The organism is Marivivens sp. LCG002 (assembly GCF_030264275.1).
GTDB lineage: Bacteria > Pseudomonadota > Alphaproteobacteria > Rhodobacterales > Rhodobacteraceae > Marivivens.
The window spans coordinates 551,753-564,420 of the sequence record NZ_CP127165.1; the positions used below are offsets into that span (position 1 = coordinate 551,753).

At 54.1% G+C, this 12,668-nt stretch carries 8 protein-coding genes and 1 pseudogene; 7 read left to right on the forward strand and 2 right to left on the reverse strand.

The genetic code is table 11. The features are described 5' to 3' along the window. Positions 1-63: 63 nt before the first annotated feature. Positions 64-2,352 (forward strand): glycosyl hydrolase family 28-related protein, encoded by a 2,289-nt coding sequence (locus QQG91_RS02845; RefSeq protein WP_285771473.1) that lies wholly within the window; start codon positions 64-66, stop codon positions 2,350-2,352. Between the two features lie 62 nt (positions 2,353-2,414). Here QQG91_RS02845 and katG read toward each other — a convergent pair whose 3' ends face one another. Then, entirely contained in the window at positions 2,415-4,586 is a 2,172-nt protein-coding gene (gene katG, locus QQG91_RS02850) for a catalase/peroxidase HPI (RefSeq protein WP_285771474.1), read from the reverse strand. A 152-nt stretch (positions 4,587-4,738) separates the two neighbouring features. Here katG and QQG91_RS02855 point away from each other — a divergent pair, with 152 nt between their 5' ends. The 5 genes and pseudogenes from QQG91_RS02855 (at position 4,739) to QQG91_RS02875 (ending at position 9,894) form a co-directional block, all read left to right on the forward strand. After that, positions 4,739-5,626, forward strand: coding sequence for a hydrogen peroxide-inducible genes activator (locus QQG91_RS02855; RefSeq protein ID WP_285771475.1), 888 nt, complete (start codon positions 4,739-4,741; stop codon positions 5,624-5,626). A 289-nt stretch (positions 5,627-5,915) separates the two neighbouring features. Then, positions 5,916-6,673, forward strand: a pseudogene (locus QQG91_RS02860) (IS5 family transposase). Between the two features lie 325 nt (positions 6,674-6,998). Next, complete coding sequence (locus QQG91_RS02865) at positions 6,999-7,916, forward strand: UDP-3-O-(3-hydroxymyristoyl)glucosamine N-acyltransferase (protein ID WP_285771476.1); 918 nt, start codon at positions 6,999-7,001, stop codon at positions 7,914-7,916. Then, entirely contained in the window at positions 7,913-9,223 is a 1,311-nt protein-coding gene (locus QQG91_RS02870; RefSeq protein WP_285771477.1) for a glycosyltransferase, read from the forward strand. The genes QQG91_RS02865 and QQG91_RS02870 overlap by 4 nt, the downstream gene beginning before the upstream one ends. Further along, entirely contained in the window at positions 9,220-9,894 is a 675-nt protein-coding gene (locus QQG91_RS02875) for a PIG-L deacetylase family protein (RefSeq protein ID WP_285771478.1), read from the forward strand. The genes QQG91_RS02870 and QQG91_RS02875 overlap by 4 nt, the downstream gene beginning before the upstream one ends. Positions 9,895-9,955: 61 nt before the next feature. Here the strand turns inward: QQG91_RS02875 and QQG91_RS02880 are convergent, their stop codons facing one another. Next, a complete protein-coding gene (locus QQG91_RS02880; protein ID WP_285771479.1) occupies positions 9,956-10,873 on the reverse strand; it encodes a GNAT family N-acetyltransferase in 918 nt (305 codons plus the stop codon). Between the two features lie 181 nt (positions 10,874-11,054). On the opposite strand from QQG91_RS02880, the gene QQG91_RS02885 reads away from it, so the two are divergent. Beyond that, positions 11,055-12,449: a polysaccharide deacetylase family protein gene (locus tag QQG91_RS02885; protein ID WP_285771480.1), complete on the forward strand. Its 1,395-nt coding sequence runs from the start codon at positions 11,055-11,057 to the stop codon at positions 12,447-12,449. Positions 12,450-12,668 lie beyond the last annotated feature (219 nt).

The following is a 12,668-nucleotide window of genomic DNA, read 5'->3' on the forward strand; positions in this document are numbered from 1 at the left end:
GATGGCTCGGCTCTGTCCATGGGGGCAGGGCAGGCGATCCCCGCCCAAAGCGAGGGACAGCGCATGAACAAGGCAATTACCGACGGACTTCTTTTGATGCCGACACCGTTTTCGGAGGGTTTAGGAGTTTGGTCGAGCGGGGACGGAACACCGGGGTCCGACACCTATGCGGGATCGGGAACGGGCGTCTATGTCTCGGCCGATCAGCATTTCGGCGGCTGCCTTGAGGTTTACAAGACCGCGAGCGTGCAGAAGGTCCGCTATATGGGCGAAACGATCCTCCTTCCGGGGTGCTATCTGCGGGTCAAGGCGCGGGTCAAGGCGATAGCAGGCCCCCTTCCTTCGGTGCGGATTGCGGCTTGGGCGGGCGGTGCTGGCGGCGTGCATGTAGCGGGTCAACCCGAGACGGGACCCTCAACCGCTCTCACGGCTTACGGCCAAGTGGTCGTGATCAGCGCGATCATCGGCACGGGACATCGCACCGGCGTCGATATGGTTTGGTCGGGTGCGATCTATGGCCATTTCGGGATCGACGTGACGGGCACCAACGGCGCGGTGATCCGCATCGATGATATCGAGATCGAGGACATCACGAGCGTTTTTCTCCGCGATATGATGGGGGTCGTCGATGTGCGCGATTATGGCGCCAAAGGGGATGGGGTTACGGATGACAGCGCCGCCTTTCTGGCCGCGGATGCCGATGCGCGGGGGCGCGAGGTTCTGGTGTCCGAAGGGGTCTATCTTCTCTCCCAGCATGTGACGATCACCAACCAGATCCGCTTTGAAGGCAAGCTGGTGATGCCTTCGGACAAAATGGCGATCTTCCAGAAGAATTATGATTTTGCGACCTACGCCGATGCCTTTGCCGATGAAGACACCGCGTTTCGCAAGGCGTTTCAGGCGCTCTTGAACTTTTCCGATCACGAGGGGCTTGATCTGTGCGGGCGGCGGGTTGAACTCAAGGGCCCCGTCGACATGCAGGCCGCCGAGGGCAGCCGCACCTCGTTCTCCACCCGCCGCGTGATCCGCAACGGCCAGTTCGAACCCAAAGCAGGGCCCGCTTGGGACACCGACATCGTGACGGCGCAAGCGACCTATGCGGCAAGCTCTCCCAAAAAGCTCACCAATGTACAGTCGGTCTCGCAGATCCAGGTCGGCTCGCTTGTCGAAGGGGCGGGCGTGGGCCGCGAGATTTACGTCGCTGCCGTTGATGTCGGGGCCAAGGAAGTCACCCTCTCGCAGCCGTTCTTTGATGCCGAAGGGACGCAAGTCTTCACCTTCAAGCGCTTCAAATACATGCTCGATTTTTCGGGGTTCGACTACCTGAGCCAGTTCGTCCTAGCCGATATCGACTTCAAATGCGACGGCGTGGCGAGCGCGATCATGCTCGCGCGTGAGGGTTTGACCTTTCACATCAGGGACTGCTTTATCGCCAAGCCCAAGGATCGCGGGATCACCTCGATCGGGGGCGGATGTCAGGGGATGATGATCGACCGATGCCAGTTCATCTCGAACGAGATGCCGTTGAATGTGGCGGACCGAACGACCATCGGGTTCAACGTCAACGCCAACGACGCGAAGATCCGAGATTGCCGCGCGCTGCGCTTCCGCCATTGGGGTGTGCTTTGCGGGGCGGGGAACCTTATAACAGGGAACCATTGGTTTCAGGATGACAGCGTCCCGAACGGTATCCGAATGGCGGGCCTCGTCTTTACTCTCCCGAATTGCAAGTCGGTGATCAACGGGAACTACATCGACAACAACTTTATCGAATGGACCAACGAGCATGACGCGACGCCCGATCTCGGGGTGCAGTATTCCTTTGGCGGGATGACGATCACGGGGAATATTTTCACCGCGAATGATGTGGCAAGCTGGTTCAAGTGGATCGTGGTCAAACCCTATGGAACGGGGCATTTCCTGCATGGGTTCAGCGTGACGGATAACGTCTTTCTTGCGCTCAACGGCAATGTGCAGCGGGCCGAGGGTGTAGATACGACCTATGCCGATCTCGATTACGGGCGGTTCCGCAATGTGACCTTTGCGGCCAATACCTTCAACTCGGTGACGGACGAGGCGGTCAGCCCCGTTCTGATCCGCCACACCCAAAGCACCGCAAGCGCGGCTTGGGTGATCGAGACCGCGCCCTATCTGCCATTCGGCGGACGGTCGCGCACGGTCGAGTCCGTTTGCGCGGATGGAAAGATCAAGGATGCGAGCAACGCTGCGGTCTTTGATATGCCCTATGCCGAAAGCGGATACGGCGCGAGCAAACAGCAGGTGCGGCTTGTCTGGAGCACGGCGACCAAGGGCAGTGTGAACCTGCGTGTGCGGGTGGATGCGCCGCTCTAGCGCTTCAAATGAAATGCCCCCACCGATGCACGGCGGGGGCATATTTTTCGCCTAATTACAGCTTAGGCGATGTCGAAACGGTCTGCGTTCATGACCTTGGTCCATGCGGCCACGAAGTCGCGGACGAATTTCTCGCCTGCGTCGTCTTGGGCATAAACCTCGGCATAGGCACGCAGGATCGAGTTCGAACCGAACACGAGATCCACGCGGCTTGCCGTGAACTTCACAGCGCCCGTCTTGCGGTCACGAAGCTCGTAGCCGCCCTCGACCGGATGCCAGCTGTTGGCCATGTCGGTGAGGTTGACGAAGAAGTCCGTGGTGAGCGCACCGACGCGGTCGGTGAAGACGCCATCCTTGGAGCCGCCGTAGTTGGCACCCAGAACGCGCATGCCGCCGATCAGAACGGTCATTTCAGGCGCGGTCAGACCCATAAGCTGCGCACGGTCGAGAAGCATTTCTTCGGCCGAAACCGCATAGTCCTTCTTGAGCCAGTTGCGGAACCCGTCAGCGAGCGGTTCGAGCACCGAGAAGCTGTCCGCATCGGTCATCTCGGCCGTCGCGTCGCCGCGGCCTGCGGTGAAGGGCACAGCCACGTCGAAGCCTGCGGCCTTGATCGCGGCTTCGAGCGCGACGTTACCACCAAGAACGATCACGTCTGCAATCGACGCGCCCGTTTCGGCTGCAATCGGCTCGAGCTTGGCGAGAACTGCGGCAAGACGTGCGGGCTCGTTGCCTTCCCAGTCCTTTTGCGGGGCAAGACGGATGCGTGCACCGTTCGCACCACCGCGAAGGTCAGAGCCGCGGAAGGTGCGGGCGCTGTCCCATGCGGTTGCGATCAGGTCGGCGTTCGAGATGCCAGACGCGGCAATCTTGGCCTTGACGGCTTCGACGTCGTAGGAGGTCGAACCTGCGGGGATCGGGTCCTGCCAGATGAGGTCTTCTTGCGGTGCGTCGGGGCCGATGTAGCGGCTGCGCGGACCGAGGTCGCGGTGGGTCAGCTTGAACCATGCACGGCCGAAGCAATCGTCGAAATAGGCGGGATCGGCCATGAACTTTTCACAGATCGCGCGATAGATCGGGTCGACCTTCATCGCCATATCGGCATCGGTCATCATCGGCATGACGCGCTTGGTCGGATCGGTAGGATCGACGGGCATGTCCTCTTCTTTGATGTCGATCGGGCGCCACTGGTTCGCGCCTGCGGGCGACTTGGTCAGCTCCCACTCGTGGCCGAAGAGCATTTCGAAATAGCCCATGTCCCATTTGGTGGGCTGAGCCGTCCAAGCGCCTTCGATGCCCGAAGTGATCGCATTGGTCGCCTTGCCATTGAGGTTCGGGTTCATCCAGCCAAGGCCCTGATTTTCAACGTCGGCGCCTTCGGGCTCTGCGCCCAAGGTCGAGGCATCGCCGTTGCCGTGGGCCTTGCCGACGGTGTGGCCGCCAGCGGTAAGCGCAGCGGTTTCTTCGTCGTTCATCGCCATACGGGCAAAGGTTTCGCGCACATGAAGCGCGGTCTTGGCCGGATCGGGCTGGCCGTTCACGCCTTCGGGGTTCACATAGATGAGACCCATCTGAACAGCCGCAAGCGGGTTTTCCATGGTGTCGGGCTTGGAGACATCGCTATAACGGGTGTCCGACGGCGGGAGCCATTCGCGCTCGGAACCCCAATAGGTGTCCTTTTCGGGATGCCAGATGTCTTCACGGCCAAAGGAGAAGCCAAAGGTTTTGAGACCCATGGATTCATAGGCCATGTTACCGGCAAGAAGGATCAGGTCGGCCCAGGAAATCTTGTTGCCGTATTTCTTCTTGAGCGGCCAGAGGAGACGGCGCGCCTTGTCGAGGTTGCCGTTGTCGGGCCAGCTGTTGAGGGGCGCAAAGCGGATGTTGCCCTTGCCGCCGCCGCCGCGACCATCGGCAAGACGGTAGGAACCGGCCGAGTGCCATGCCAGACGGATCATAAGACCGCCGTAGTGACCCCAGTCAGCCGGCCACCAGTCCTGGCTCTCGGTCAAAAGGGCCTTCATGTCGGCCTTGAGCGCGTCGAAGTCGAGTTCTTTCACGGCTTCGCGGTAATCAAAGGCTTCACCAAGCGGATCGGTTTTCTTGTCGTGCTGGTGCAGAATGTCGAGGTTGAGCGTCTTGGGCCACCAGTCCGTTACCGTTGCGGCCGTCTGGGTCAGGCTCCCGTGCATGACAGGGCATTTGCCTGCGGATTTTACGTCGTTTCCGTCCATTTTGTGCTCCTTTATAGGGTGCGGTCGCACCAATTAACCAACACAAGAAGCAGCGCAGCCGATAGCCGCACTCTTCGTGTTCGAGTGCTAATCTACCACGCAGAGGAATAAAGGGAATTTTAAATTTCCAATCTTTGTGATAGGTTTTTCTTATGAAGAACCTGACGATGAAACACCTGCGCTATTTCGAAACGCTTGCCCGTATCGGCCATTTCGGACGGGCGGCCGATGAATGCGCGATCTCGCAGCCTGCGCTCTCGGTCCAGATGAAAGAGCTGGAGGCGCTTTTCGGCGCGCCCCTGATCGAACGCGGCCCAAGGCAAATTCGCCTTACGGGACATGGCGAGATGCTTGCCGAGCGGGCGCGCGATATACTCCGATCCGTCGAGGAAATCGGTGAAATGTCGCGCCGCGCCCAAGGGTCATTTTCGGGGCGGCTGAGGATCGGGGTTATCCCGACCATCGCGCCCTATCTTCTCCCCAAGCTGATTGGTGAGTTGACCTCGAAAATGCCGCATCTGGACATCTGGCCGCGCGAGTCCGTAACGCAATCGCTGCTGGCCGATTTGCTCGGCGGCCAGCTTGATGTTGCGGTCGTCGCGCTCCCCGTGTCGGAACCGCTTCTGCACGAAGAACCCCTCTTCGACGAAGAATTCGTGCTCGTGCGCCCATTGGCGGAAGCCAACCTTCCCGCGCCGCCCCCTGAGGATCTGCGCGAAATGCGGCTCCTTCTCCTTGAGGAAGGGCATTGCTTTCGCGATCAAGCCCTCTCGTTCTGCAATCTGGGGAGCAAGCCGCCGCGCGATCTGATGGAGGGAAGTTCCCTCTCCACCCTCGTCCAGATGGTCGGGGCAGGGATCGGCGTCACGCTCATCCCCGAAATGGCCCTCGACATCGAAACCCGCTCCGCCGAAGTCTCGGTCCAACGCCTACCCGCCCCGAGGCCCACACGAACGGTCGGAATGGTCTGGCGACGGTCGACTCCTTTGAATACAGAACTGCGCGAGTTGGTGCGGGTGATCAGAGCGGTCGCGGTTTGAGGGAAAATAAACCTCAGGTTGTGCGGGCAGTGTTAACAGTGGGAAAACGCTGACTTTCAGCGTGGGTTTTTCCTTCAACTTTGCGTCGCTTTGTTTGATCCCAAGTCGAGGGGTGGTGGGGCGTTGTGTTTGACCTCGACATTTGCCACTCGCATCGCGTTGGGTATACAGAATTCCACCCGCTGGTCCGGACCCCATGCCGACTTGGACTTGGCGTAATGCTTAGGGTCAAGACCCAATGATTCTGGCGTAGTGGCGTGATTCACGGTTCGAAAATCGATCGGTTAACATGTCTGATCTTTTCTGGTTGAGCGACGCGCAGATGGCGCGCCTTGAGCCCTTCTTTCCCAAGTCCCACGGCAAGCCACGCGTTGATGATCGACGTGTGTTGAGTGGCATTATCTTCATTAATCGCAATGGGTTGCGTTGGCGCGATGCGCCCGCTGCCTACGGCCCGCACAAAACGCTCTACAACCGTTGGAACCGGTGGAGCGACAAGGGCGTCTTCGCCCGGATGATGGCGGGGCTGGCTGCCGAGCACGGCGAACAGAAGACCGTCATGATCGACGCCACCTACCTGAAGGCCCACCGAACAGCGACCAGCATGGGCGTCAAAAAGGACGGCGTGGACGTCTGATCGATCGCGCCAAGGGCGGGATGAACACCAAACTGCATGCGATTTGTGATAGCCAAGGACGCGCTTTTAACCTGTTCGTCACCGCCGGTCAGGTCAGCGACTACATCAGCAAGGGTGCATTGCTGAGCAGCCTGCCTGACGTTGACTGGCTGCTCGGGGATCGCGGATATGACGTCGATTGGTTCCGAGAAGCATTGAAAGACAAAGGGATACGCGCCTGCATCCCTGGCCGCAAGCAGCGGAAGAATCCGGTAAAGTACGACAAGCGCCGGTACAAGCGCCGGACCCGGATCGAGATAATGTTCGGCAGGTTGAAGTATTGGCGGCGCGTGGCAACCCGATAGGACCGCTGTCCGAAGGTCTTCCTCTCAGCGATCGCGCTCGCCGCTCTCGTCATTTACTGGGTATGAGTCCTGACCCTAGGGCCTCGTATCCAGAATAGTCTTGGCCGCATGCGCAGCTTAACTGTGGTTTGTGGCTGGTCGTGGTTCGTAGCTGATAAGGTTTAAGTTTCATGCTGCGAATTTGTGTCAGCGACCATACAAATATGCGTCCCACTGTGCTCGATGCTAAAAAAATTTGGTCCGAAGAAGGCCAAGCCCTTTCGGACGGAGCAGTACGGAAAGGTGCTGTTTGCATTCAGTTGGGGCAAGCTGTTGACGCAAATTTAGATATTCAATAAAAATATGGATAATAGGTAGCTGTTCTGCCTCTTCTGATGGCGAGGAGTGCCGCGTGTTTAGAGTGAAACTTTCAGACATCGCGGCAAAAGCTGAGCGAGAGTTCGGCGCAAAATGTGTTAATTGTGACGTTGACCTTTATTTGACGCGCGCAGTTCCCATCTCGGACTGTTCTATTGGAACCATTACCTTTGCGAATTCTGTAGATGTTGCCGCAAAAATCGATCGCGTTAAAGGTGCACTCGTTATTGCACCTAGAGATTTTGCTCCGAAGGAAGAGGGATGTTCAGCCGTGCTGGTCGAAAATCCCCGATTGGTATTCGGATTGATCGTCGGCGACCTTTACCAAGTTGAGCACTCTGGCTCGATCCATCCAAGCGCTGTTGTAGATCAAACTGCGAAACTTGGTTCCAACGTTTCGATTGGCGCCAATACTGTGATTGGTCCTTATTGTAGCATTGGTGATAACGTAACTATTCATCATAACGTAGTTATCGACCGCGCGGTCATTATCGGGCGTGATAGCTCGGTGCTTTCGGGTTCAGTGATCGGAGAGGCCGGGTTCGGCGTCGAAACCGCTAAAGACGGTAAGACATTCAGATTGCCTCATATTGGGGGAGTCGTCATAGGGGAACGTGTAGTCATCGGGAGCATGAACTCGATCGCAGCCGGCACACTGGTTCCAACGGTGATTGAGGATGATGTACAGACAGACAACCTCGTTCATATCGCGCATAATGTCAGGGTCGGCGCTAGTACCTTGATAACGGCTTGTGCTGAGATCAGTGGAAGCGTGACGATCGGCGCAAGGAGTTGGATTGGACCCAATGCGTCCATTATGAACAAGGTTTCTATTGGCGAAGATGCCATGATCGGGTTAGGAGCGGTTGTAACTAAATCAGTGCCTGGAAATACGATCGTAGCAGGCTCGCCCGCTCGCATCCTGCGGCTCCGACATAAAGAAGAGCAATGACCCTAAAAAAACCGACCATTTGGATTGTCGCGACAGGCGAACCTGTTCCCTTTGTTGCGGAAGAGAGTCGTGATCGATACTTGCGTGCAGGAAAATTGAGCGAGTATTTTGCAGCTCAGGGCTATGATACGGTCTGGTGGACGGCGCGCTTCAACCATAATTCGAAAAGTCATCGCAACGTTAATGCAGATGTTTTAGTGAAATCGAACCCGGGTCAACCAGACTTGGTGTTTCTCGGCTCTTCAGGATATCGTAGCCATATCGGCTTAGCGCGTTTGCGTGATCATTGGCAACTTGGGCGGAATTTTAGGAGACTTGCTCCGAGCCTGGATCGTCCGGATGTAATTTTTTGCAGTTATCCAACGGTCGAGCTGGCCTATGAGGCTGTGCGTTTCGGGAAAAAGTACGGGATACCCGTCATTATAGATGTTCGCGACCTGTGGCCTGATGTGATTTACGAGCGCCTTGAGCAAATCGTCAAGATCCGGGTAAACGGTATGCTTGTGCCTTACGAGCGGATGGCTCGATATGTGTTCAAGCATGCGACGGCTGTCACGGCAATTTCGACGGGTATTTTGAACTGGGCGCAAACCCGTTTTCAGCGTCCTGAAAGCAAAATCTCTCGAGATGCTTCCTTCTATCAGTTTAAACAAGAAGCTCCCGCACCTGGTGGAGGTGCTGAAGAGAAAGAATATTTTAAGTGTCAAGGTATTGACCTTGATGCAGATATCACTCGATTTGTCTGGGTCGGCAATATTGTTCCTGACACTGATGCCGACGCCTTGTTGGAGGCGATTGAAAAGCTACCGGATGAAGTGGCGCGTAAGCTCGAGTTTGTGATATGCGGCAATGGTTCTCTTGTTGAGCGTGTGAAGAAAATGTCTAAAAACCATCCGCATTTGAAATATGCAGGATGGGTTAACGCCAAACAGATAACGGCTCTGATGACCAGGTCTCATATCGGCCTCCTTTGCTACCTAGACCGCTTGGATTTTCGAATTTCTATCCCAAACAAAGTTCTCGATTATCTCGATGGCGAATGTAGAATTTTGACCAATCTTGAAGGTGAAATTGATGTGGTTTGCAAGGGAACGGATGCTGTTATTCGCTACCCTACAGGTAACGTAGATGCGCTTACCGAGCTTTTTTCCCAAATAGCCGCGTCGCCGGATCATTTCAGGCAAAAATTCGAAACCGGGAAAGCTATCTTTAGAGAGCATTTCTGGTCAGATCGTGTCTTGCCTCAGATTGAGGAGTTTATTCTCTCCAATATAAAGCAGGATAAAGAAAGAAAAAATCAAGGATGAGTGTCTTGAGTAAACCCATATTCGGTGAAACCGCGGGTCGTTCTTGCAGGATTTTGCTCCTGTCGGCCCACACGGATGATTGCGAGATTGGAATGGGCGCAACAATTGCGCGCTTAGTTGACTCTGGCTTCGAGATTAAGTGGGTTGTATTTTGCAATGCATGGCAGTCGCTCCCGAAAGATTGCGCACAAGATACGCTTTTGCGAGAGCAAATTGCTTCGGCACGGGCTTTGGGTGTTTCAAAAGATCAACTCGAATTCCATAATATTCCGGTGCGTCGTTTTCCGGAATTTAGGCAAGACATATTAGAAAATTTGGTAGAAATCGGGCGAAGGTTTTCGCCTGATATTGTATTTTGCCCTTCGCTGCAGGACAGACATCAAGATCATCTCACGCTTGCACAAGAGGCAGAGCGTGCGTTCAAGCGCACAAAGCTTTTAGGTTACGTGCTGCCGTGGAATATTACCAAGGAAATACGGAATCTATATGTCGAGGTGAGCGAAGAACATTTTGATCGGAAAGTTCGCGCGCTTTCTGCATATCAAAGCCAAGCAGGTAGGGGCTATTTCAGGGATGGTGTTTTTGAAAGCATTTCCCGAGCATCTGGCGCGCACATCGATAAAGAGTTTTGCGAAACCTTCGAAGTGATCAAATGGGTTGAGGCACTTTAGATTTCACACTTCGAGGCACAACTCATCTACCACCTGAATATTCAAAGATCATGGCGGTATTTCATGCTACGCCTTGTGTATGACCTTCGTCGACTGTAAAAGCAGGAATTTCGGCTTCTCTATCTAACCATTTGTAAACAATAAAGTTGCCGGATGCTGTCCGCTTGTACAGCGAGGGGAATGCAGTGTATTTATCAAACGTAGGGTGCGTTGTGATCCTTCGGACGACACCACTTCCCAAATTTTGTTTACGCAGTGCAATTAAGGACCCTTTCAAGAGTTCAGGATCGGTGATCTCGGAAATGAAAAGATCAGACGCGCTCGGTTTGGCTGTGTACAAGACGCTTCGGTCTTTGTCGAACCAAACAATATTTCTGTATGGATTCTCGAAATAGCGGTAATTGAAGTAACGTTCATCACGCAAAATTTCGAACGCAGCTCCCTGCGCTGAATCCATACTCTTTGGTTCAATAAGGCTCCTAGAGATGGATTTCGGCGCAAGCTTTAATACCCTGTTCAAGAGATACGAGAACGGTTTGAGCACTATGACTTCGTCGAAAAGCTCGTTTCCAATCTGAAAGCCGGCTTTCTCAAACGGTTTGATCGCAGACGTGAAACCCCAGATGCAAGCGATGTTTTTGTCACGAGCCCATTCAAAAACAACTTTATACATGGATGCGAAAACACCAAGGCCTCTGCATACTGGGTCAAGAAGCGTATATTCGCTCTTGGCTGAAAGTAGCTTTTGACCGTTTAACGTTGCTATCATTGGTATTAGCGCCTGCGTACCTATTAGGCGGTCGCCAAGGAAAGCTCCGACAATCACACCTTCCATGGGAAGCGAGGTGCTACGATATTGCCACATGAGAGTCGAAGTATTTGCGTCTTGTGATCCGACCTCTCGGTGGAACGCGCTCACTGTTTCGAATTCGTTCGTTTCGATTACACGGTAACAAATGTCTTCGGGCTTGATGGTCATTGAATTTCTCTTATAAAAATTCATCGCAAGTAACCATTACCGATAACAAACGTCAAGTAAACGGTCTCGACCTGTGCAGATCATGGTTCGCGGTTTTAAGATTGCGACTTGCGATACTTGATCATCTCCGACAAGGTCTTGATTTGGTTTGAAGGACCAGAAGTACGATTTGGAGAGCCCAATGCTTCGTATCACCGTTCCAGACGGACATGAGAATGCTAGAGAATATGCAACCAGGGTGCTCTTCGAGACGTTCCTCGGATTAGAAGTGGAAATCTTACAAGACAACACGCCTTTCTATTCTATCGAGATGCCTAACCAAAAGGGAAAGCTTCTGATCCCGGATGTATTTTTTGCCGCAATGGGAACTGATTGGCTATGTCGTGCTTTATCGCCCAACTCTCCGCTCGAAGTGTTCGATACGCGGGTTCTTCAACCGACCCCTGTGACTGTAGAACCCCTGCTTCCGATTCTTTTTGGTGACAAGGCAGTTCGGTTCGTGCAGACGGATTCGGAATGTCAGTTGCCAATCGATATCATTGGAAGCGCTTTCTATATGCTTTCGCGATACGAAGAAGCAGTGTCCGATAGCAAGGACATTCACGGTCGCTTCCCCGCTTCCGCATCCGTCGCGGCGCGCGAGGGGTTTCTTGAGCGACCAATCATAGATGAATATGTTGAAGTTCTCTGGTCGGGTCTCGTTTCAACGTGGCCCTCGCTCGTGAGAAAAACGCGAACTGGCAGGACATATGTAACTTGTGATGTCGATTGCCCGTATCAATTCTATCTGCGTAGTTGGAAGCGCTCTTTGCGCGTTGTCGTGGGCGACTTGGTTAAACGTCGATCCGTAAAGGCGGCTCTTGCAACCGTCGGGCAATATCTGCAGGTGAGGTCCGGCAATTTGATGGCAGATCCATTCTATGAGGCAGTTTCATGGATTATGGATACTAATGAAAAACACGGACACCAAGCTTCGTTCTACTTCATTCCGGAAGGTAGCAACCCGCAATTTGATCAAGGCTATTCCTTGGACGATCCAGTTCTTCAGCAGATGTTCGAAGCGATCCGCGATCGAGGTCACCGAGTGGGCCTTCATCCGAGTTATGAGAGCCACTACGATCAAGGACGCATCGTTCGTGAAGCCGAACTCTTGCGCAAAGCGATGTCGAACGCGGGCTTCGAGCAAGAGCTACTCGGTGGCCGACAGCATTACTTGAGGTGGGACATCGGCACACCTGCACGTTGGGAAGCAGCTGGAATGAACTATGACTCGACATTGTCCTTTCCGGAGGTGGCTGGATTTCGAGCCGGGACGAGTCATCCTTTCCCTATGTACGATCTTGTGGAAAATCGCCCATTGAAACTTATCCAACGTCCTTTGATTGCAGCGGAATCCATAATCGTGAGCGACGTTTATATGGGTATGGGAACGACTGAGGTTGCGTTGAACTATTTCAAAGAACTTCGGCAGCGCTGCTATCTGTTTGGGGGTGAGTTTACGCTATTGTGGCATAATTCCAGCTTCACCCAGCTTCCAGAAAGGCAGTTCTATGAAGAATTGCTGGAAAGTGCCTAGTTAGATTGCAGAATAAGTGGTTCACCGTTTATGTTGCTGTTTGTCGACAGTGCCACCAAAATGGCCCGAAGTATTTGCAAACCAATTTCCGCCCAAGTAATTAGCCTCGCATATTCCCTCGATTCTTACTGGATTGGGGCTCGCAGTGCGTTCGAACGAGAAGTTTCGAAATGATAGCGAGTCTGCTGCAGTTTAACGAGTGAAATTAGTTGAATCGTA